Consider the following 23,418-nt stretch of genomic DNA (forward strand, 5'->3'; position numbering starts at 1 on the left):
TAATTTTACGTCTACACACATAGATTTAATAGATTAATTTCTTATAATTATAGTATCCGGTTCTCAGACTGTTCTTTAATGATGTCCCGTTTCGCTCGTTCCATACGGCCTATTTTTTCTTCACATCAGCGGAACGACTTGATATTACACCAAAGGCCCAGCTTAGAAAATCAAAAACATTCATAAAGAGAAAAATCGAAGGGATACGAGCCTTTGCAAATAATATAAACAGACCCACAATTCTTATTCAATTGTAGGTCTGTTTCATTCTTGGAATAATAAAGAAAAACATCGTTCCAATCACAAGGCTTACAGCTATTATCATTAAAATCATTATGGTTGAGTTATTCTGTACACTTTCAGCTTCATCGGTCAACTGTATCGCTCGCTTGTCTTGTTCCGAGAATAGATTAAACTGTTGTGCTTTAGCTGCTATCGTGTTGGTTTCTATATTTGATGATAAGAATAATTGTTCTTCTATTCGATCTGTTTCTGTTTTATTTTCTTTTTCAAACGTTAAGTTCTTTTGCTCTTCCGGAAGTGGTTTTTTTTGCTCAGTTTCCTGGAAGTTTCTGTTTATATTAATATCTTTCCCTTTATAAATATTAGGTTCCACCTTAATGGTTGAATCATCGGCAAGCACTGGAGATCCAACCATTAAAATGATAATTAAAACGATATTACTAAGAAGCCTTTTCTTCATGATCATCCACCTTAGGTTTATCACGCATTATCTGAAGAGCATAAATAAATGCCGAAACTAGTAATACGATACCTATTAAAATGGTCATGGTTAAATACTTAGGTGCATCTAATCCACTATATTGTAAGGACATATACACATTAGCAATAGGATTATCGAAGCTAAACTCAGGTATGACAATATTCATTAATGGTGAAATGAAAAATACAATCATCACAATGCTTGCCATCCACCCAACAAATGGGCCAATAAACAAACCAGCTCGAACTATATTAGAGCAAGCCATTAATAATAGAATCGTGAAAACAGACCATTGAATGGCTTGAGCATTTTCCAATGAATACAGATTTAATCCATATATGCTAATAATTAATCCAACTGCTAAATTCAACATAAGGAATAAAGCACCTTGAACAACATAGGAAATATTGGAATAGTAATGGCAAAGGAAGCCAATCATTAGGCCACTTACTAATATGATAATAAACATCATAACTGGTGGTACTCTCTCATCTGTTTCAGATAACACTTTTCCGTTTACTTGACCTGCAACATTGACAGGACTGGATAAGTGATGATAAACAGTTGAGTTCTCCTGGCCATCGACCACTGTGTTTCCTAAAATTTCATAAATGTCATCTCGAATTAATCCAGTTGATGCGACATTCGTTGACCATCTGTCATTTAAAATGTCTGATTCTTGCTGAACATTATTTACTTGTTCCTGTAATTCCTCTGTCGTACTAGTAATATTGCTTTGACTTTCTTGCAAGGAAGTCATTAATTCAGAGAGTTGGTCCAGATTAGCTGCTGTTCCTTGTTGAATATCCATCACCATTTGTCCGTCTAAGTATTCAACTGAAGGGGATTCTTCCCACTCATAGTTTTCAGCGTTGACGGTTTGGAGGTGGTTAGTAATCTCATCTGTTGTTGACAATAGTTGATTTACATTATCTATTATCTTATGCTGTTCTTCTTCGACTAGCGCATTATATTCATCCATGAATTTTTGAGTATCTGCAACCAGTTTGTTGAAACGTTGTTCGAGTAATTTCATTTCTCCAATATCTTCCCCATCATCCAGGAGAACACTAAACATATCTTGGAGTTGATCTGTATAAGGTGTATGGATACTTAACAATTTATCTAGCTCTTCTTGAACTTCATCTTGAGCTAACAGTTCCCTAACAAATGTTAAATCTACTTGTCCTTTGTTAATAAGATTCTCTTGTAGTGTCGCCAACTTACCAAAATACCTCATAAGTAATGCAGCATCTTTATCCTTTAAAACTTCTTTATCAAGGAATATCCCTTTCAACTCTTTGGCTTCTTCCTCACCAATAGTTTCAACACCGTAAATTTCATTTTGCTTATTCATTATTTGATTTATCATTGTATCCGAAACCTGTAAATGAATTTCTTCCAAATCATCATATGCTTTTTGTAATTCTTTTGCATATTTTTTCCAATCACTGATTGTTTTGTTAACTCCATCTTCACCTGACAAATTATTAATTTTTTGTTCCAAATTATCCAGATTAGTTAAGACCTGCGTCCAGTCAGGTACAGTTGGTTTTGGCTCCGGTTTCTCTGCAGGTGATTCATCTTTATCTTTCTCTAACCCTTCTTTACTACCTGCTTCTGCGGATTCCTCGTCTTGTGATGCTTCTTCCCCATCTACTTCTGTGGATTCCTCGTCTTGTGATACTTCTTCCCCATCTGCTTCTGCGGATTCCTCGTCTTGCGATGCTTCTTCCCCATCTACTTCTGTGGATTCCTCTTCCTCTGTTACTTCTTCATTATCCTCTTCTACTGTTGTCTCTTTCTCTTCCGGAGTTTCTTCTTTTTCTGGAAGTAAATTCACTAATTCATCTACTAATTCTTTCATATTTTTAACAGAAGAATCTAATTGATGAAGACTTGATTTTATTTCTCCAAAGTCTACTTCCTCATTATTTGGTACATCTGGCAACTCTGGCATAACGTCTTCCGTACCACTTTCTTCAATCTCGTTTGCTACATTAAATAAATCTGACTTCGCTTGATTATAAATATCTGTGTTATAGACATTCAGCAAAGTCTCATTCAATTTAAAAAGTTGTTTTCTAAAATTGTCTTTCCCTTGCTCTTTCCAATGAATAAAACCATTAATTGGCTTCCCATTTTCATCTAAAGATCCATGCTTTAATTCATAGATTTGTCCATAAATAGTTTCATAACTTTGTGTAATTCCGCTTAAACCATTTTGTATATTCTCTTGTTCTAAATAAACTGGCGGCTGAAACGAGTTAAATTGGGCAGTAACCAAATCCGTACTTACTGCTAAAGCTTCTTGGTAACTATCCACCCCAGCCTGAATCGCTTCTTGATTCTCTGTTTGGAATATATCTAGTAACTGCTGTTGTTCTTGCTGGGTCTCTTTATAGTTCTCTAAGGCTTCTACGAAAGTACTTAACTGTGCTTCTGCTTCATCCACTGCATGAGCACTATCAGCAGAAACTCCTTCTACTTGACTAGTTTGTTCCAAAATATTTTCTAAATCACTTTTATGTTGGTCAATCTCATAAGCTAGTGTTTTTGAAGATGGTGCATAAAAGGCGTACATTGCTTCTTGAAATTCAACTTCCTTTTGCAATATCGCATCAAATTGCTCTTTCATATGATCTACTTCTTGCGCGACATAACTCCAATAAATCATAGACATTTCCTGATTGATAATATTCTTGGCATTTGCCATGATTCGATGAATATTTTCGCGATCTTTTGCTTCCAAGTTCGGCTGGATTTCGTAATTAACGGAAGCCTTCATGGGCTGATCCTGCGTAAATGTCATGACGTTTTCCGTAAAGTTAGACGGAATATAAATAATAGCATCATAGTTTTGATTATTAAATCCCTGCTTCGCTGCACTCCGGTTCATAACAGTCCAATTGTAATCCCCTTGCTCGATTTGTTCGTTTAGGAGCATTGGAATCTCTTTTCCTAGTGTTATCGTCTCATTATTCATCTCATGTCCATTATCTTCATTTACCACAGCAATACTTTCAGTAACTGTATTTTCTTCACTACTGAAACCACTAGTTCCACTAACCTGTGGCTGACTATCTACGTAACGAAATAGTAATAAAGGTAGTGCTAAAACGATAAGCAGTTTAACAATAATTCCTAATGGAAAATTTTTTCTTTGATTCATATGGTTACCACCCTTTCAGCATCGTAGTGCGGGATTTGTATTTTTTTGGCTTTTCCATTTTGTACGTAGTAGCCAAATCCAGCTTGTATGTCTTGTTCATTTCGGGTGTAAGGCAGTGTAAGTAGATTTTGATCTGACTTCTTCATGAGCAAGATTGCTTGTTTAATCTGTTTCACTTCATTAGTAAATGGATCGAAACCTTTCGAGAACTCATTAGCACTTCCTGAAACAATGATGCTAAATCCTAAGTGACTGTAATTTTTCACTAACTCGGCTATCTTCGGCTGCATTAAAGTATCAATGGTTTGTTGAAAGTTCCCCATCCCATCAATCATCAGCACAATAGGAGAGAACGCTAGACTTGCTGTTTTTCTTTCCCGGGAAGCTTGCACATATATGTCTTTTCGTTTCGTGAATTCCTCTTGAATATCAGCTAGCCAAGTGCTGATATGATCTTTCGTTTCCAAATACGTGATTTGTTCATCCTCTGCATAGTCTATTAAAGAACGATTAATTGAATCGAATAAGCCAATCTGCACTTCATCCGTACCTTCTTTGATTCCGTTTATCATGAGTTGTAAGACATTGGTTTTACCTTTTTGCGCTTCTCCGACAATCAGACAATGTTTACTATTTTCAAAATCAAGGTATACAGGCATTACTGAATCCTCATCTAACCCTATAGCTAACCTATTCTTTGTTTGCTGTACATGGTAGTTTTTGTAAAACATCGCAATATTTAACTTGCGTGGCAGCATTGGTATAGCTCTTGGTTTAACCGTATGTCGGTATTTTTCTTTCAGTTCTTGAACACACGATTTCATATTTTCCAATACTTCCACATCATTTTCACCAGCAACAGGTAGGTAGATTTGCGCTAGGTATGCTTCGTCTTTTTTAATATAAACTCTTCCAGGAATTGCTTCCGTATCATATGGTGTTCTACCAATTACAGCAAATTTTTCGGATGTGTCCATTAAATAATGAACGATTTTTGTTTTTAAATTACTCATTAATGCATGTTTTACAGCATTCGTTCTTGTTGCAGTCAGAATTGTATAAATCCCAAGTGACTGGCCATCACGTGAAATTTGCGTAAATCGGTTTTCAATTTCCATCATTTCCTCTTTTACCAAATCAAAGTTATCTATCGAAATAAAGATTGCTGGCAATTTCTCAGGAACAATGGTGTTATACATTTTTATATTACTCACTTCATAATCACGGAATAATTGTTTTCTTTTTTCCATTTCTTCCGATATAAATGTTAAGAATTTTTCAATCTTCCTTTCATCATCTGACCGGAAATAATCACCTGTATGTGGAAGTTGCTGCAATGGAAGCAATGCACCGTTACCAAAATCAAAAATATAATATTGCACTTCTTCCGGGGTGTTTCTAGCTGCTAATTGCATAAGTAATGTCAACATGGTTGTGGATTTCCCGTAACCAGATGACCCAAATATACCAACATTGCCATCATCCATTAATTGATAATGATAGACAGACTGTTTTTGCTTTTCTGGTTCATCCACCAATCCAATTGGATACTGATTTTCTTCCGTATCTTCGGTTGTTTGCATTACAATTCTATGCCCTAATGGTGGCAGCCAAGGACTTCTTAGCTTTTCAATCCCCATATGTTGCTGAACAGTCGTGATTTCTTCCACAATAGCATCAATTTCTGTTTTCTTATCTCTTTTGCCTGTATCTTCTGATGCTACATCTGAAAGTGGAATAAGCCCTAAATCGGTTACTAGAGCCACTTCATCTTCTGTACCAAAGGCATCTTTCGAATAAGGAGCACCACTCCAGGCAGATTGGAATAATTCATATACTTCATTATTTCCTACCTGCAAATATCCACGGCCAGTTACAGTAATTTTAGCAGCATCTCCATTTTTTAAAATCTCGTTACTGTCACTGTCATCCTGAACTTTCAATGCCACTTTAAAACGCGAATTACTCCAAATTTGATCATCTATTACCCCGCCAGGTTTTTGAGTTGCTAGAATCAAATGAACGCCTAAACTTCTACCAATTCTTGCTGCACTAACCAATTCTCGAATAAAATCTGGTTCTTCGCTTTTTAGTTCAGCAAACTCATCTGAAATAAGGAATAAATGAGGTAGTGGATTTTTTGCCTCTCCTTCTTTATATAACTCTGTGTAATCATTGATATGATTGACCTCATATTGATCAAACAAGTGCTGTCTGCGTTTCAACTCACTCTTTATCGATTCTAAGGCACGTTTACTAAAGTTCTTGCTTCCCTCAATATTCGTAATTGTCCCTAGCAAATGTGGCATGTTCTTGAAAGGCTGTGCCATACCCCCGCCTTTATAATCAATTAATAAAAACGCAACTTCGTAAGGATGAAAATGAACAGCTAACGATAAGATAAAGGTCTGTAAAAATTCACTCTTACCTGAGCCTGTTGTACCTGCCAATAACCCATGAGGACCATGTGCTTTTTCATGAAGGTTTAAGTAAACAAGGTCTTCTCTCCCCTTTAGACCAACAGGTACAGCGAGTGACCGGGAAGATTGGTTTTCTCGCCATTTATTCTCTATATTCAATTCGGAAACATGGTCTTTTTGAAACAGTTCCATGAACGTCACTTTATCTGGAATAGAATTACTCATTCCTAATTGGTGGTCTAAGGATCTAAGCGTGCGCGCAAAACGTTCATTATTTGTCGTAGCATGCTCATCGATTTGAAATGGCTTATGTACGGCCTTTTGTTTTTCTATTAAAATATCTCCCTGCGTTTCATCAATATATCGAACCAATGTATGAATATTTTCTGATAGATTCTCTTTCGTATCAGCAGCGAATATGACAGACATGCCAATAGGTTGATTCTCTCCTTCCAAATACTCCAGTATGGCATGTTCGGAAATCAACTGACGATTGGTCACAACAAATACAAAATGCGGAGTGTATATTTTTTTCTCTTTTTCCTCGTCTAGTGCTCGCTCTTTTAATATTTCATAAATCGATGAAAGCAGCTGATCGCGCGTCTGCTCATTGTAAATTAGACCTCTTGCATATAAATGGGGCAGCTGAAACTGTGGCAGCCACTTCATCCATTCCCATGAGGAATACTCAGCCTCATCAAATATGGCAACAAAACGAATATCATGATAGCTTTGGAAGAAACTTAACTGGCCGACAACCTGCTGCATTTCTTTTTTAACTACAGATTCTTTTCCGACCATCCCCATGGGTCCTTCCGATAAGTCAATGATGAGTGGAACATTCTGTACTTGCTTATAATGGGCAACTAATTCCTGGGACTTTTCAAGTAAATCATCCATCTCCTGATTGGACATATCCCGTCGTTGTACAGAAACCTCATAACTGGATGGCACTGTTGCTCTCCCCACTCGAAAATGGAGAAAATCATTACTCATTCGATTACGTTCCCAAATTCGCTCACTAATTTCACCAGTTAAATACTTCATCCGTTCAAATGATGGGAAATGATAATATAAGATTTCTCGTTGTTTCTCTGAGAGCTCTTGTAATTCTTCTCGTTTGGTTTCTAAATAACGGGTATATAATCGTTTCCGCTTTTCTTTCCTCTTACGCTGCATCTTTTTCTCTTTAAAATATTGAAATGTAGATGTTACCAAGGTGGTTCCAAACATAGCCACAGAAATTAAGATAAAAATCCCCCTTGGACGTACAAGTGCCACAACTCCCATTACGATTAACATCATTAATGGAGGAGCAATAATGAGCCACAAACTACGCCCGTAATCCTCTGTTTCTTCCGTTGGAAAGGAAAATTGTACTTTCTCTTCCGGTAATTCATAAATCATTCTGGGCGTTCGTCTGTATTTAGGATATTTTTGTTTCATGACAGATGTAGGTTGTTTCATTTCTATTAGATGTTCCGGCTGCTTTCCCGATACCGAAATAACATCACCTTCCTTTAAAGTAATGCTTGAAAAATCGGTAAAGATTATATCTCCGACTTGAAGGTGGCGCATTTCAACCATTTTTTCACCATTGATATATACATCTTCAATAGAAGGTTCTATCCTCCACTTATTCTTATCTCTCAGAAGAGAAAACTTTTTAGAATGTTGATTAGGATATAATACTTCATTCTGGTTACCGATATAATACAATTTCTCTTCCGTTTCTTGAGCCTGATAAATAATGGTTACTTCCTCTTTATTGATTAAAACTTTCAATGACCGTTTTTCCTCTAATGTTCCAAGGAACTGGCTTTCCTGATACACCGAATAAGCCCCTTCTTTGGGTACTATTGTAATTCCCGGTTTGACTGGAAAAGCTTGTATGGTGATCGTATGAGATAATTGATTGCCAATTGTCACTTCTTTATCACCTAGTTGCAAATATTGATACGTATTCCCATACAAGACCCATAACTCACTCAAATTCACACCTCCCAATCTATTTCTTATTCTGTGAGATTACTTTCTTCTGTATCTTCCTGTGTTTCTTCCTGCATTTCTTCTAAATAGTCATCAATCTCTCTTTGAATGGAATCCAGTTCTGTTTCTCTTTCATCGCCACTTAAGCTTTCATCCGTTTTTACTGCTTCCCGCAGCTGTAATAATCCATAAACAATTAAATCTCGGTCCTCTAGTAATCTCGCAATATCAATTGCTTCTTGATAATTACCTCGTCCAATATCAATCCAATAAAGGAAGTATCGATTATCTGATTGTAAGGTAATGGTATTTTCTACGTTCTTACGCTGCTCTTCGGTTAAGGATTCGTTCATCATATAAGCAGTCGCTAGCTGGTATTGTACACTGTAGGGCATATCTTCAGCATCATAACCATTTAACGATTCAACAACAGAGCTATACTGATTTTGCATATAATACCGATTACTCTCAACATAGGCTTGCGTTTCCGGAATTTTAAAGAAAAAACCATATACAGATAAAATAATTGCAGGGATTAATAAAATTCCTAAAGCTAAGATGCCATACCGTTGTACTTTCCACTTCTTTTTTGGAATATGGACAACCGTCTTTTCATATGCTTCTTCCCTTTTTATATTTTCATCGGCAATGGTGAGCAACTCATCATACGAAGCAGCATCCATTATTTTCTTCGTCACCGGGGTTAAATCAATGGTTTCGTGATGAGATAAATATGTCATAAAGTCATATTTTTGCTCCACTATCGCAGCCACAGTCGCTTTTGTTTCCATCCATAATCGTTCTGGATCCTCTTCATATGGTGGAATACTTTCTTTCACACCATAATGAAGAAAATGAGGCATGAGTCCTTGATCCATTAGAATATTCTCTGGACAAACCCATAAATGCAACCTTGATAAAGAATGATGTTGAATAGACTGAATAAGGTTATACACAAGCTGCCATTTCGACTGAGCGCTCTTTCGGTAAATATGATGTAATGGTTCATACGTACTAGGCGGCAAAATTCGAATGGTAAGCTGATCATCAGTCAGTATAAAATCCTTTTGAAATTCTGGATTCATCGATTTCAAAAGGTGAATTTCCAATTCATCATGCAGTTTTACTTTGGCACGATGGAATATAATGTCAATTTTTTCTTTCTCAGCATATATTTTGGCTTCTAATTTCGATTCCCAGTAGGTGGGCTTGTCTTCATTCATTTGGTATCTTCCCTCCTTTTTTAAATTATAAAACTTCTACGCAATCTCCTGTTGTGATGCCACAATCTTTTAATGTTTGCACCCCAAGGTATATCTCATCTCGATTTTTCACTCGAATCCAATGTCCCTCTCTTGGTTTTTCTTCCAATTTAACCGTCTTCCAAGTAATATCAATTAACTTTTTTATGTAATGTTGATCAGACAACCTTATTTCAATGGGAGGTTTATTATATTTGTTTAAATCAACTGTTATCTGTATATACACCGTTTAAACACACCTACTCTTTACTGATTACTATTATGCATATCCAAAGACTCACTTATCTTACAAATAAAAATAGTGCCTGCAAGTTAGTACTGATTGCGGCACTATTTCTCATCCAAATCGTTGTATTATCCGCGGATTTGACTTGCAATATTTGCGTCGGTTTCTCGAAGGGTTTGAGCAGTAGAAGCTAACTGTCTATTTACATCTTCTAGCAGTTCCACCATTCTTAAGAAGGATGGTCTTAATTCTTCGTATTGTCCATGAAATGCTTCTTTTGCATTCCCTTCCCATACTTGATGTAAAGTTTCCATAAGTCCATCTAAATTACCGATAATGTTCATCACATTACCACTTTCTACACCATAACGCTTAGCAATACTTTCTAATTCTTCCGGGCTTAATCGAATCATGCCAGACATTAAATTACCTCCATAAATGTATTAAACTCAATCTCCATTGATATTATAGAAGAAAAGATTGATAATATCTACACACATACAGAATATTTAAAAAAATAAGCACAAATCCCTAAAGAGTTTTTACATAATTTAGGACAGAAGGCCATACTAAGTTATTTAAGATAGAGCATATAGTCTACGTATATAGTCTATATCAACCAAAAGTATTGGAATCCTTAACTTCAGAAGAATATATCCATTGGTATATTGTAACTTTTGCTACAAGAATGACTTAAGTAATAGTGAATGGATTTTCATTGGTTCATTAGCCCCGTTTTTCAAAAGGACAATATTTTAGAGGTTAATATATGATATATTGTCAAATATAGGTTGATTAAAACAGTGGAAACAGTGGAGGAAGTTTATCTTATGGATACAAACGTTCTTTTATTTATATTATTAGTACTACTAAATGCTACACTCTTTTCTTTCTTTCAATATGAGATTTCAAAAAATAGTGTGAATAAGGAACACTACAAAGCAGGATGGAAAACAGCAATAAACATTTTCATTTCTATCATTCCAGCGTTTTTCTTTTTAGAGATGTTGCAGGAAGACCCTACTAATTATGAAGGCTCTCCTCTTTTGAAATCTACTGTCACATTAATGAATGTCTTGTCAGCTTCTTTCCTCTTTCTTGTTATATTTTTGAATCTACTTGCTATTCTCATCACGCATGTAGTTACACTAAATTATTACAAAAAAAAAGAGTTCGATTCTAACGTCAGTAGCAGTCAGGAAGCAAACAAGCATTAGTCCGTTTTACACAAAAAAACTCGCCCTTCATTCAAGGACGAGTTTCTCTTTATTAATAAGCACTTTCATATACAACCGTTTTTTCAACCCATTGGATGAAGTTATCTACTACAGAATCAATAAATTCGATAGTTGCTTGGTCTGTCAAGTTTCCGTAGTCATCCATTTTAGTATGAACAGATCCCACATACACTTCATTTCCAGGTAGTGTGCTTGTGGATACATTCACTGCATTTAAAATCTGACGTAATTGTAGTTGAGCTTTTACCGTTCCTAATGCTCCCATTGATGCTCCGACGATCATAGCAGGTTTATCAACTAATACTGTCTCTACTCGAGAGAACCAGTCAATTGCATTTTTTAACAAAGCTGGAATAGATGCATTGTATTCCGGTGTCGCAAATAAAATTCCATCACTTTCTTTTATTTTCTCTCTAATTTCTTTAACAATTTCAGGTGGATCTAGTTCATCATCCTGGTTATAAAAAGGAAGCTGATCAATTGGTAAAATTTCAATTTCTACTTTATCAGCATATCTGTTCTGCATATATCTTGTTAATTTCATATTATACGATTCTTTACGATTACTACCAACCATAGCTACTATTTTCATAGATATATATTCCTCCATACTTATGTATTCTTTATTAGTACTTCTATTATTATTTCAAAGAAAAGCAATTACTTCAAGTGACGTTTGTTTCATATAATGGGTAAATTTTCTAGTTATTTAGTTTTATTACATTGTAGTTTTCTAATATTCGAACATCGCTAAAACCCCTTGAAGAATTTTACAAAAAAGATTATTATTTATAATGTATTTCATAGTGGTTTTCAATTTCTATTCGCTGGTGTAGCACAGTTGGTAGTGCACTTCACTCGTAATGAAGGGGTCGGGGGTTCAAGTCCTCTCACCAGCATCATAAATGCTCAAGGTTCCTTTTAAAAGGACCCTTGAGTATTTTTTATTTAATCCTTTACATCATACTCGACCGAATTACTGCCTAATAAAAAGACATACCAATTCTAACAAATTTGGTATGTCTTTTACACTTATGAAATTTCAGCAAACATTACTGGATAACCTAGTTCTTTTATCATCTCTTCAATTTGTTCTACTTTGATTTGTTTCTCATCATATTGTGTTTCTACCATTTTAGAACTAAAAGAAACACTAGCTGAATATATTCCATTAGTTGTATTTAATGTGTTCTCTATATTATTAATGCAAGATGGACATGTTAATGGTTCTAGTTCAAAAATTGCTTTTTGCATTTTGTTTTCCTCCCAAACTTTCATGTAAGTCAGATTGATTTTAAACCATTTTGATATAAAAATCATGAGAAAAATAAAGGTTTCAATAATTGTTCACACATATTAGGATGAACCGTGAATGAAGATAATATAATCAGAATTTGCAGTTTAGAGCGAAATCTTTTCATCCATATTTTTTACATGTAAAATTGGAATCAGACACTAATTGAAGGATGGATAAAATGAGAGAAATATTCAGTGATATTATTCAATTTCGAGGAAGTCATTATGATTTTGGATATATGCAAGGAAAGCAATTAAAAAATTCTTTAATTGTCAAGAACCGAAAGAAATTCTGGAAATTGCGAAGACCAAGATTTACGGTAAATATCCAAGAAACAAAACAGATTTTAAATCGGTATGCTCCTGGAATGTGGGATGAGCTAGAGGGTCTGCAGAATGCAATGGAAGCACCAATGAATGAAATATTACGCGACTTCGGAGGTTATCGAATAAATACACCAAAAAGCGGCTGTTCCATTTTCACTGGTAAAGATTATTTAATACGCAATTACGACTATCATCCAAAAACTTATGAAGGACGATACAGTATTTATCAACCAAGTGATCAAGGGTATGCAGTGATTGGACCACAACAGCGTGTGACAGGTCGAATGGACGGTATGAACGAGAAAGGGTTAGCAATGGGATACAATTCCATTCATCGAAAAAAACCGGGTGCAGGATTTGTTTGTCATATGATTGGTCGCATGATTTTAGAAACTTGTGCAAGTGTGGATGAAGCAATTGCTTTCCTAAAAGAAATTCCACATCGCCATTCATTTAGTTATATCTTATTGGATAAAAATAATGAAACATATATTGTAGAAGCAACTCCCAGGTCTGTTGATATTCGTCAATCTCATGTTTGCACAAATCACTTTGAGCTGCAAAAGGATGAAAATAAACGTATTTTGGATGATTCATATAACCGCCTAAATGCAATGAAAAAACACAAAAGTGAAGTTTCTGACGTTCATACAGCCTTTCAAATGATGAATGATACAGATAAAGGTGTTTTCTCGAAAGAATATAAAAACTGGGTAGGCACAATACACACTTCCGCCTATCTGCCAAAAGAACTAAAAGCGTGGATTGCCTTAGGAGGAAACCAAGAGCCTGTTGTGTTTGATTTTGAAAAATGGCTTCAAGGAGAGAACGTAACGATGGAAAAGTTTCATGGACAGATCGATACAGATTTACCATTTGCTCATATGGATTAGCTATTATGTTGAGAAATGGGAAGCAACATATATGATATCTCACTCGCTCCGGCAGAATACTTCGCTATCCGCAGGCAGGGCTTATAGATGCTTCTCACGGTCTATAGGCGTTTCTCTCTTTTTATAGGCGCTCCTCTCTTTTTATAGGCGCTCCTCTCTTTTTATAGGCGCTCCTCTCGTTTTATAGGCGCTCCTCTCGTTTTATAGGCGCTCCTCTCGATTTATAGGTGCTCCTCTCTTTTTATAGGCGCTCCTCTCTTTTCATAGGCGCTCCTCTCCATTTATAGGCGCTCCTCTCGATTTATAGGCGCTCCTCTCGATTTTATAGGCGCTCCTCTCCATTTATAGGCGCTCCTCTCGTTTTATAGGCGCTCCTCTCGTTTTATAGGCGCTCCTCTCATTTTATAGGCGCTCCTCTCGTTTTATAGGCGCTCCTCTCGTTTTATAGGCGCTCCTCTCGTTTTATAGGCGCTCCTCTCGATTTATAGGCGCTCCTCTCGTTTTATAGGCGCTCCTCTCGTTTTATAGGCGCTCCTCTCGTTTTATATTGATAGGGAACTGTTGGATGCATGGAATAGTTTAAATAAAGGTGGCCGCTTCCATTCTTTAACTAACTCGCAACAGCATAAAGTAACACTTTTCGATTCCTTTACAGAAAGCTTTTTAGATAAGGACAAGATTATTGTTGCAAATCCACTTTGGAACTTAAGTATTCCAACTTATTTAAAGGCATGGTTTGATGCAATTACAGTCGCTGGGAAAACCTTTAAATACACAGAAACTGGTTCAGTTGGCCTGCTAAAAGGTAAGAAAGCTTTACATATTCAAGCAAATGGTGGAATTTACAATGGATCCGATCCAGCAAGCCAATATGTAAAAACCATGTTTGATTTTCTAGGAATCACCGACTTTGAGCAATTATTTGTTGAAGGCATGGACCACCACCCAGAAAAAGCAGACGAAATCGTTTCAACAGCAATTCAAAAAGCAACCAATCTAGCCAAAACATTTTAAGCGGTGCCTGTCACTCCCCGATTTTTGTCGAAAATTATTTCAAAGGTGTAGACAAATTTGGAAGTTTTATTTATAATTATTTATTGGAATTAACGTTGGGAAGTGACAGATCCCCCTTATTTATAGTGGAGAAGTACCCAAGTCCGGCTGAAGGGGATGCACTCGAAATGCATTAGGGCAGGCAACTGCTGCGTGGGTTCGAATCCCACCTTCTCCTCCATTACCAGAATGCTAGTTTTCATACATATCAACTATTAATCAAAGAACTCCATATGCTTTTTATCCAACTTATAATACTCCAATCTATCCTTTAGACTCCCTGTATGAAATTCAAATTTATGCCCATCTGGATCTGTGAAATAGATAGACTTTTTATCTCCTACATCACGAGGCCTTCCTTTTAGAATATTTACCTTCATGTCTAGTAAATTCGTATGAATTCTATCAAATTGCGATTCTTCAATGGAAAAAGCAATATGTGTATATGACTCGTGAATTTCATTTCTTTGAATCCCTTTCTCCTCATTAAGTGCTAACCATAGTCCTTTTAAATCAAAATACGCCGTCTTATTCCCCTTCACTAACAGTTTTGCACCAAAGACACTTTCATAGAATACGATCGATCGTTCAAGATTAGATACAGAAAACAACAGATGATTGATGCCCTTAACATCCAATTTCATACACCTCACTTTTTCACTGCTCTTTTCATCGTAATAAATTCCACACCATTATCACTTACAAATGCAATCTGCTTTACAAAGCCTAATTTCTCATAAAGGCGAACAGCCCTTTTATTAAATGTAGCAACTGTAAGGCGTATATCCTTATGCTGATTCTGTTCCTGAACAAAACGAAGGATATAAGAAAAGAACCGTTCCCCATTTCCTTTCCCTGTCAGTTCCGGCTTCATACCAATTCCGATATCAATACAGTCTTCCTTGTAAGCATCATGTTGATCTCCAACCGGAACTTGCGCAGGCCTGCCAACACAGAAATATCCGATTAAATGATTATATTTATCTAAAACTACATAATATTTATACGTGAGCAATTCCATAATAGCACCGCTGGTAAGTACGTTGTTATAGAAATCATACGGTTTCTCATACTTCCAACAAAGAACATCAATTGCATATTTCTCTGTCATTTTTCTAATAGTAAGCTGCATCGTTTCTCCTCAATTCTATAGCGGTTTACTATTATTTTAGCAATTTATGATAGGAATCGCATCTGATTGATAAAAATAAAAAAAGCCCTACATTATAAATGAGAGCTACATCTTATCTCCTGTATCAATCAATTGCCAAGCTAGCCTTGTCAATTCTGTTACTTCTTGCTCAACCTCCGTTCCCCCTGCAATCTTTTGTAAGGACATCAACACACTTTCCAATAAGAATACGCGTGGATCCTCATTCTGTACTTCATCCAACAAAAATTGCACATAGTTAATAGCTTTATAATCAGATTTTTTATCAAGTTTCTCCTGCAAATCATTTAGTTTGCATATAATCATTGCTTTGACGTCAGTACTATTATCTTCTTCCTTATACAAATAGGAATGGAATAATTCTTCATGGATAAGAACGACATCTGAATTTTTATAATTGGTAATTATTTTTTCCGTTTGGTTAAGTGCAAATTTAATTGCTTCTGCTACTTCATTGGATGTAGTCGCGAAAAATTTCGTCACGAGCATCCCTTGCTGGAGTATGCCTAAGAAAGAGATAGCATGATCCAATGAGAATCGCTCTATTTCAATTCCATAAATATCTTTAAACCGTTCTGCTATCCACTTTATCTCTTTCATGTATAATTTTGTCATAAAATCTTTCAAAACCTGATCATCCGTAAAAGTTACAGAATGAAAGAGCTGCATTAAATTATGTTTTTTATCTATGTTAAAACGCACTTCAATTTGTTTGGCAAATACAGATAAATCTTTTGATTCTCCCTCACTCACAAGTAGCCTGCGTTCCTGCTCAATTTCCTGATTAACTAATTCCAGTATCGCCATTAAACACTCGTTTTTCGAGCTGAAATAATTATAAAACGTCCCTTTTGCTATTTGGGCTTCCTTTAAAATATCTTGAATGGATGTTGATGCATATCCCTTTTTAATAAATAGCTTTTGTGCCGCGTCAATAATTTGCTTTTGTTTTCGATTCATGAAAACCACCTTTTTTGTAATGCTAGTCTACCATCATTTTAGTAACTAAACACTTATTTATCAAACGTTAATTGCTGTTATGTAAATTGATGTTGATTTTTTTAGACTATCGGTATAGAATATTACAAGTCTAAAGAAACGTAAAAATCATAAGCCCTATTTCTAAAAAATGTGGGGCTTTATTTTATTGATGATATATAGGCTCTTTCTTATACGATTTAGTTAAACACTAGGGCGAAAAGAGCAAAAATGAAAATGCAGGGGATGAGAAAATGACAGAAAAAAATTCAATACACAGCAACCCTCCATATGGGATGATTGCCATTCTTTTTATTGGAGCGTTTGTCGCCATCTTAAACGAAACCTTATTAAATGTTGCACTCCCGTCTATTATGACGGAATTTGAAGTAGATGCAACAGCGGTACAATGGCTAACTACTGGATACATGCTAATTAATGGGATTCTAATCCCAGCCAGTGCATTTTTTATCCAGAGATTTACAAACAGAGGGTTGTTCTTGACAGCTATGACGCTATTTACCATCGGTACTATTTTAGCAGCTGTTTCACCTACTTTCGGTGTCCTTCTTGTTGGACGTATGATTCAAGCATCTGGTTCTGCTGTCATGATGCCACTTCTAATGAATGTAATGCTGATTGCTTTTCCAGTGGAAAAAAGAGGTACTGCGATGGGTACTTTCGGTCTTGTAATGATTGTCGCACCTGCAATTGGACCTACACTATCCGGTTGGGTAGTCGAGCATTACAGTTGGAGAACCCTATTTGAGATAGTTGTACCAATTGCCATTCTATCCCTAGTAATCGGCATATTCAAACTGAAAAATCTTACACCACAGCGTGATATTAAACTGGATGTCTTCTCTATCATTCTTTCCAGTTTCGGATTTGGAGGATTATTATACGGATTCAGTACAGCTAGTGATCATGGATGGTCCAGTCCGTTTGTTTATGGAACCATTATAATAGGTGTTGTTTCATTGGTCACCCTCATTCTTCGTCAAATGCAAATGGAAGAACCAATGCTGGAATTTAGAATCTTTAAGTTTCCAATGTTCGCATTATCATCAGCTATTTCAATCGTACTAGCGATGGCAATGTTCTCTGGAATGATATTAATACCTATCTATGTTCAAACTGTACGTGGCTTTACACCAATGGAGGCAGGTCTGCTCATGTTGCCAGGTGCTCTAGTTATGGGATTCATGTCTCCTATTACTGGTAGACTTTTTGATAAATATGGTGCTAAGACGCTCGGTATTATAGGGCTATCGATTACGATAATAACAACCTTTTATTTTAGCAAATTAGATATGAATATCTCTTATACTAGCTTAATGATTCTCTTTGCGATTCGTAGTTTGGGAATGTCTATGGTAATGATGCCAATCATGACAAACGGGTTAAATCAGCTTCCTGCCAAGGACTACCCTCACGGTACCGCCATGAATAACACCCTGCAGCAAGTATCCGGTGCGATAGGTTCTGCTCTCTTAATTACGGTGATGAATAACCGCACCGAAACAAGAGCAGAAGAACTAGCGAATAAAGCAATGGCTACGATGGATCCTGCTATGAGTCAACAAGCATTAGCAGAAATGCAAGCTCAAATGATGAACGAAGCAATGTTAAATGGAATTAATTTTTCACTCTTGGTTTCAACATTTATTGCTGGTCTTGCACTGATACTCGCATTCTTCATCCAGCGAGTTGGAACAGATGGCCAGATTAATAATAAAAAGAAAGCAAGTTCCTCCAAAGCTGTTGTAGCAGTAGAAAAATAGTATAAAAACTCCCTCTGATTTATTTTCAAAGGGAGTTTTTTTTACATATTTCCAAGGTCTTCATTGATTTCAATTAAAGTTCCTGACGGGTCGCGAAATTGCGCAACCTTAATTCCCCAGTCTTCCCTGCTTACCGGTTCTGTTATAAACGATACTTTATCCTTTAATTTTGAATAGGTTTCTTCTACACTATCTACTCTGAATATTAACATCGATGTATCTTGAGCAGTCTCAAGGGTCGTATGATTCTTTCCAAGAGATTCTACCATTTGCCTGCGATCAAATATTGCTAACTTATAGGATGGAGTTACTTCAAAGTCTGCATAATTAGAATCCTCATCCCCCCATGAAACTGCTAATCCTAAAATATCCCGATAAAATAAAAAGCACTCCCGATAATTGTCTATTAAAAGTCTAGTATGAGTTAACTGCATAAATTCATCTCCTCCCTTTATAAACAATTATATATTATCTGAATATTATTTAAATAGAGAACCTCACAATTAAGCCAAAAGAGAACACAAGAAAGAAAATCTTCTTTTATGTTCTCTTAGATTAAACTCTCTTTTCTGAAAAATGTCGCTTTTAACATGACTTTACATTTATATAAACTGCGGTTCACTTTAACAAAAATAAATACTTAATGGAGTAAATTATAATAAACTAACTAAACCAGCCTCTGTCACTATATTTTCTACCGGAATATCATATGATTCTCTCGGCACACTCTCCACAAGTTGTGAAGAGTGTAGTAATGCTATGGTGTCATTCGAATAATCTGTTAGGAACCGGTCATAAAAACCTCCTCCAAAACCAATTCGATATCCTTTTTTATCAAAAACTAATCCAGGAACAATTAACAAATCCATTTCATTTTTATCCATTTTCTCTGTTTCTTCTGGCTTTGGTTCGAGTAGATTGTAATAGACTTTTTCCAGCTGATGGAAATTTTCTAATTTATAGAAATCCATTTTTTTCGCTTTTGGGAGACATTTGGGAACCGCGACCGTCTTCCCCTGTTCCCATGCTTCTTCGATGATTGATTTTGTATCCCATTCAAAACCTTGTGACACAGTTATCCCAATAGTTTTCGCCTCAGTCCAAAGATTTGATCTGATTAAATTGCTCGTCAATTGCTTGTCAATTTGCTCTTTCTCGGTGTCAGCTAAATGTTTCAGCTTTGCGATAGCAGATTTTCGAAGTTCTGATTTATCCAGCGGAAACCCCTCCACAAATCTATTTATTAATAAGTGCTAGTACTTCATTTCTTGATTTGCTATTTGAATGGAATGAACCACGCACTGCGCTTGTTACGGTTTTCGCCCCTTGTTTGTTCACACCACGGATACTCATACACATATGTTCTGCTTCCAGTACGACCATCACACCAACAGGATCCAATTCTTCCATTAATAAATCAGCGACAGATTTTGTAATACGCTCCTGAAGTTGAGGTCGTTTGCTGATATCATCCACAATTCTTGCTATTTTGCTTAATCCAATCACACGACCATTCTTTGGTATATATGCAACGTGCGCTTCTCCTATAAATGGAACCAAATGATGTTCACACATGGATGAAAACGGAATATCTTTAACGAGTACCATTTCCTCATGCTGCTCTTCAAAAACTGTTTCACAGTGAATAGCTGGGTTTTTCGAAAGCCCTGCAAATACTTCTTCATACATATTCGCAACACGTTTCGGAGTATCAAGCAATCCCTGTCTATCTGGGTCATCTCCTATTGCTTCTAAAATCATTTTGACCGCTGATGCAATCTTTTCTTTATCCATTATTTGCTGCCTCATTTCTTTCCTATTTTCTATTTCTAACTATTCTCCGGACTGCTCCGATATAATAAAGAGATCCAAAAGCACAAATCACGTCGTCTTCCCGTGCTTCCTGAAACGCTAATTGAACCGCTTCTTCATATGTTTCGCTTGAAGTGACAGGTATATTTTTTTCTTCTAAAAGTGTTGCCAGTTCCTCGGCGCCCACTGCTCGAGGACTATCTGGTGTTACAGTAATAAACTGATTAATTACTGGTGAGACTTCCTCTAAAATCTTATCAACGTCTTTATCTTTCAGAACCCCGAGAATAGCAATGATTTTTTTCTTTGAAAAATACTTTGTTAAATTATCTACTAATGCTTGAATACTGTCAATGTTATGGGCTCCATCAATTACAACAACGGGGTTCTGATGAATGATTTCAAAGCGACCTGGCCAAGTTGTTTTGCTTAACCCTTTTCGCAATGTTGCATCATGGACCGAAAATCCTGCTTCATTCAGCAAATGCACCGCTTCAATAGCTAGTGCTGCATTTTTCAGTTGGTGTTCTCCAAGTAGGCTAATTTGCAGATCCTGATAAGATTGATAACTGAAATACTGCCCTGTTAAGCTACTGCGAACATCTTTGATAGCTCCAAAATCTGGTTGATAGACTACCGCATTTTTCTCTCGAGCAGCTTGATAAATTACTTCTTCTGCGTCCTTATCCTGTGGGTATAGCAGTACTTTCGCATTTTCCTTTATAATGCCTGCTTTTTCTCCAGCTATTTCTGTCAGTGTTGTACCGAGAAACGATTGATGATCATAACTGATTGGAGTAATGACAGACAATATAGGTGTATCAATGACATTAGTCGAATCAAGCTTTCCGCCTAGACCTACTTCCAGAACAACTATATCACACTGTTGCTCATAGAAATATTGAAATGAAATTGCTGTTATGATTTCAAATTCAGTTGGATTTTGTTTCATTTCTAATATTTTTTCTTTCACTTCACCAGTTATTTTACCGAGTGATTCATTAGAGATTTTTTCATGATTGACTTGAATTCTTTCATTAAACTGTTCTATGTAAGGGGAAGTGAACAATCCTGTTTTATAGCCAGCTTCTGTCAAGATATGGGCAAGATAGGATGCTACCGAACCTTTGCCATTTGTCCCTGCAACATGAATGAATTTCAACTGTTTCTGTGGGTTTCCCAGTGCTGCCATTAATGCCCTGATATTGTCGAGTCCCAGTTTCATTCCATGGTACTTGGGACTGTTGATATACTGAATTGCTTCCTCATAAATCATGAATGTTCTCCTTATACTTCTATTTGATTAGGTTTATCCTTGAATAATTAAATACACTTTTTAAAACAAACCGTGAATTTGGCCTTGTTCATCAACATCTATTCTTTCTGCTGCTGGTCTTTTTGGTAAGCCTGGCATCGTCATTATTTTCCCTGTCAGCACTACAATAAACCCCGCCCCCGCAGAGACTTTGACATTCGTAATTGTTACGGTAAAATCTTCTGGCCGTCCTATTTTCGATGGGTCATCCGAGAAAGAATACTGGGTCTTCGCCATGCAAATAGGTATATTTCCAAATCCTAAGTTTTCGAGTCTGTCGATTTCCCTTGCAGCTTCCCGCGTTAATTGAATGCCATTTCCGCCGTATACCTTTTGCACCACTTTTTCAATCTTCTTCGTAATACTGTCATCCAATTCATAGACATACTTGTGTTGTTTATATCCTTCCGCTAATCGTATGACTGCTTTGGCTACATCTTCTGCTCCTCTACCACCGTTTCCCCACACATCGGAGAGAACCACTTCGACTCCATATTCCTTGCATCTTGTTTTTATTAAATTTATCTCCGCTTCTGTATCTGTTGGGAATTTATTGATAGCAACCACTGCAGGCATACCATGGACATCTTGAATATTTTCTAAATGCTTCATTAAATTGGGCAATCCTGCTTCCAGTGCTGTCAAGTTTTCACCATCTAATTCAGATTTCGCAACTCCTCCATGCATTTTTAATGCTCTAATTGTTGCTACTAACACAACTGCGGATGGCTTTACTCCAGATAACCGGCATTTAATATCAAAGAACTTTTCTGCACCTAAATCTGCACCAAATCCAGCTTCTGTCACTACATAGTCCGCATATTTTAATGCCATTTTTGTTGCCATGACACTATTACATCCGTGTGCAATGTTGGCAAAAGGGCCACCATGAACAATAGCTGGTGTATGTTCTAATGTCTGTACTAGATTCGGTTTTAATGCATCTTTTAACAAAGCTGCCATCGCTCCATGTGCGTACAAATCTCCTGCAGTAACCGGTTTGTCATCATATGTATAACCAATAATTATTTGTTCTAGCTTGGCTTTCAACTCAGCAATTGAATTAGACAGACAAAGTACTGCCATAATCTCAGACGCTACCGTAATATCAAAACCATCTTCTCTAGGGACACCATTCGTTTTACCTTGAAGTCCACCTACGATAAATCGCAATTGTCGGTCATTCATATCTACAGCGCGTTTCCAAGTAATCTTACGTGTATCGATTTGCAATTCATTTCCCTGATGAATATGGTTGTCTAACATGGCTGCAAGTAAATTATTTGCCGCACCAATAGCATGAAAATCACCAGTAAAATGTAAATTAATATCTTCCATTGGAACCACTTGAGCATATCCACCACCAGCTGCTCCACCTTTAATCCCAAATACCGGACCTAAGGAGGGCTCCCTGATAGCAATCATCGCCTTCTCGCCTAAACGCTTCAATCCATCACCCAATCCAACTGCTGTAGTCGTCTTCCCTTCTCCTGCTGGTGTTGGTGAAATCGCAGTAACAAGGATTAATTTTCCATCTTCTCTATCTTGCAATTTATCCATGGCGTTATAATTTATTTTCGCTTTATAATCACCATATAATTCTAAATCACTTCGTTCGATGCCTGCTGTTTCAGCTATTTCTTCAATTGGCTTGATTTCCACTTCTTGTGCAATTTCGATGTCTGATTTATATGCCATTAATTGATTTCCCTCCTTGCGATAATCCTATTATAGAGCAAAAGGTTGTTAATCGACAAA

General features: G+C 36.5%; 20 protein-coding genes and 2 tRNA genes. 6 read left to right on the forward strand and 16 right to left on the reverse strand.

Annotated elements, in window-relative coordinates; genetic code table 11:
- Positions 1-247: 247 nt before the first annotated feature.
- The 6 genes from essA to D8M06_RS08785 all read right to left on the reverse strand — a co-directional run bounded on the left by essA (position 248) and on the right by D8M06_RS08785 (position 10,215).
- Positions 248-703, reverse strand: coding sequence for a type VII secretion protein EssA (essA, locus tag D8M06_RS08760; protein WP_158591766.1), 456 nt, complete (start codon positions 701-703; stop codon positions 248-250).
- Positions 684-3,896, reverse strand: coding sequence for a type VII secretion protein EsaA (gene esaA / locus D8M06_RS08765; protein ID WP_121204022.1), 3,213 nt, complete (start codon positions 3,894-3,896; stop codon positions 684-686). Before esaA ends, essA begins: the two co-directional genes overlap by 20 nt.
- Complete coding sequence (gene essC, locus D8M06_RS08770) at positions 3,893-8,308, reverse strand: type VII secretion protein EssC (RefSeq protein WP_121204023.1); 4,416 nt, start codon at positions 8,306-8,308, stop codon at positions 3,893-3,895. Before essC ends, esaA begins: the two co-directional genes overlap by 4 nt.
- A 23-nt stretch (positions 8,309-8,331) precedes the next feature.
- On the reverse strand, positions 8,332-9,528 hold the full coding sequence (gene essB / locus D8M06_RS08775) for a type VII secretion protein EssB (RefSeq protein ID WP_121204024.1): 1,197 nt from the start codon (positions 9,526-9,528) through the stop codon (positions 8,332-8,334).
- A 25-nt stretch (positions 9,529-9,553) separates the two neighbouring features.
- On the reverse strand, positions 9,554-9,793 hold the full coding sequence (gene yukD / locus D8M06_RS08780) for an ESX secretion system protein YukD (protein WP_121204025.1): 240 nt from the start codon (positions 9,791-9,793) through the stop codon (positions 9,554-9,556).
- 128 nt (positions 9,794-9,921) lie between these two features.
- Entirely contained in the window at positions 9,922-10,215 is a 294-nt protein-coding gene (locus D8M06_RS08785) for a WXG100 family type VII secretion target (protein ID WP_121204026.1), read from the reverse strand.
- Positions 10,216-10,623: 408 nt separating this feature from the next.
- Between D8M06_RS08785 and D8M06_RS08790 the strand changes: the two genes are divergently transcribed.
- Positions 10,624-11,010 (forward strand): hypothetical protein, encoded by a 387-nt coding sequence (locus tag D8M06_RS08790; protein ID WP_121204027.1) that lies wholly within the window; start codon positions 10,624-10,626, stop codon positions 11,008-11,010.
- 52 nt (positions 11,011-11,062) lie between these two features.
- Here D8M06_RS08790 and D8M06_RS08795 read toward each other — a convergent pair whose 3' ends face one another.
- Complete coding sequence (locus D8M06_RS08795) at positions 11,063-11,623, reverse strand: NADPH-dependent FMN reductase (RefSeq protein ID WP_121204028.1); 561 nt, start codon at positions 11,621-11,623, stop codon at positions 11,063-11,065.
- Between the two features lie 234 nt (positions 11,624-11,857).
- On the opposite strand from D8M06_RS08795, the gene D8M06_RS08800 reads away from it, so the two are divergent.
- Positions 11,858-11,930, forward strand: a tRNA-Thr gene (locus tag D8M06_RS08800).
- A 133-nt stretch (positions 11,931-12,063) separates the two neighbouring features.
- Here the strand turns inward: D8M06_RS08800 and D8M06_RS08805 are convergent.
- The gene (locus tag D8M06_RS08805) at positions 12,064-12,285 is read right to left on the reverse strand and encodes a heavy-metal-associated domain-containing protein (protein WP_121204029.1); all 222 of its coding nucleotides are present in this window, start codon (positions 12,283-12,285) and stop codon (positions 12,064-12,066) included.
- Positions 12,286-12,506: 221 nt separating this feature from the next.
- Between D8M06_RS08805 and D8M06_RS08810 the strand changes: the two genes are divergently transcribed.
- The 3 genes from D8M06_RS08810 (at position 12,507) to D8M06_RS08820 (ending at position 14,781) form a co-directional block, all read left to right on the forward strand.
- Positions 12,507-13,547 carry a C45 family autoproteolytic acyltransferase/hydrolase gene (locus tag D8M06_RS08810; protein WP_121204030.1) on the forward strand — a complete coding sequence of 347 codons (1,041 nt, stop codon included), beginning with the start codon at positions 12,507-12,509 and terminating at the stop codon, positions 13,545-13,547.
- A gap of 561 nt (positions 13,548-14,108) precedes the next feature.
- Positions 14,109-14,561 (forward strand): NAD(P)H-dependent oxidoreductase, encoded by a 453-nt coding sequence (locus D8M06_RS08815; RefSeq protein WP_241558913.1) that lies wholly within the window; start codon positions 14,109-14,111, stop codon positions 14,559-14,561.
- Positions 14,562-14,688: 127 nt separating this feature from the next.
- Positions 14,689-14,781: transfer RNA gene (locus D8M06_RS08820), tRNA-Ser, on the forward strand.
- Between the two features lie 34 nt (positions 14,782-14,815).
- Here D8M06_RS08820 and fosB read toward each other — a convergent pair.
- The 3 genes from fosB to D8M06_RS08835 form a co-directional block, all read right to left on the reverse strand.
- On the reverse strand, positions 14,816-15,244 hold the full coding sequence (gene fosB, locus D8M06_RS08825; RefSeq protein ID WP_194074627.1) for a metallothiol transferase FosB: 429 nt from the start codon (positions 15,242-15,244) through the stop codon (positions 14,816-14,818).
- Between the two features lie 5 nt (positions 15,245-15,249).
- Positions 15,250-15,732 carry a GNAT family N-acetyltransferase gene (locus tag D8M06_RS08830; RefSeq protein ID WP_121204033.1) on the reverse strand — a complete coding sequence of 161 codons (483 nt, stop codon included), beginning with the start codon at positions 15,730-15,732 and terminating at the stop codon, positions 15,250-15,252.
- Positions 15,733-15,837: 105 nt separating this feature from the next.
- Positions 15,838-16,731: a TetR/AcrR family transcriptional regulator gene (locus tag D8M06_RS08835; RefSeq protein WP_121204034.1), complete on the reverse strand. Its 894-nt coding sequence runs from the start codon at positions 16,729-16,731 to the stop codon at positions 15,838-15,840.
- Positions 16,732-17,003: 272 nt separating this feature from the next.
- Here D8M06_RS08835 and D8M06_RS08840 point away from each other — a divergent pair, with 272 nt between their 5' ends.
- Positions 17,004-18,533, forward strand: coding sequence for a DHA2 family efflux MFS transporter permease subunit (locus D8M06_RS08840; protein WP_121204035.1), 1,530 nt, complete (start codon positions 17,004-17,006; stop codon positions 18,531-18,533).
- A 41-nt stretch (positions 18,534-18,574) separates the two neighbouring features.
- On the opposite strand, the gene D8M06_RS08845 is transcribed toward D8M06_RS08840, so the two are convergent.
- The 5 genes from D8M06_RS08845 to D8M06_RS08865 form a co-directional block, all read right to left on the reverse strand.
- Entirely contained in the window at positions 18,575-18,967 is a 393-nt protein-coding gene (locus tag D8M06_RS08845) for a VOC family protein (RefSeq protein WP_121204036.1), read from the reverse strand.
- 219 nt (positions 18,968-19,186) lie between these two features.
- Positions 19,187-19,765 (reverse strand): 5-formyltetrahydrofolate cyclo-ligase, encoded by a 579-nt coding sequence (locus D8M06_RS08850; RefSeq protein ID WP_241558914.1) that lies wholly within the window; start codon positions 19,763-19,765, stop codon positions 19,187-19,189.
- A gap of 4 nt (positions 19,766-19,769) precedes the next feature.
- Positions 19,770-20,327, reverse strand: coding sequence for a GTP cyclohydrolase I FolE (folE, locus tag D8M06_RS08855; RefSeq protein WP_206613287.1), 558 nt, complete (start codon positions 20,325-20,327; stop codon positions 19,770-19,772).
- Between the two features lie 22 nt (positions 20,328-20,349).
- Positions 20,350-21,621 (reverse strand): bifunctional folylpolyglutamate synthase/dihydrofolate synthase, encoded by a 1,272-nt coding sequence (locus tag D8M06_RS08860; RefSeq protein ID WP_121204038.1) that lies wholly within the window; start codon positions 21,619-21,621, stop codon positions 20,350-20,352.
- A gap of 60 nt (positions 21,622-21,681) precedes the next feature.
- The gene (locus D8M06_RS08865) at positions 21,682-23,358 is read right to left on the reverse strand and encodes a formate--tetrahydrofolate ligase (RefSeq protein ID WP_121204039.1); all 1,677 of its coding nucleotides are present in this window, start codon (positions 23,356-23,358) and stop codon (positions 21,682-21,684) included.
- Between the last annotated feature and the right edge of the window lie 60 nt (positions 23,359-23,418).

The sequence above is a fragment of the Oceanobacillus halophilus genome, assembly GCF_003628505.1.
Classification (GTDB): Bacteria; Bacillota; Bacilli; order Bacillales; family Amphibacillaceae; genus Oceanobacillus; species Oceanobacillus halophilus.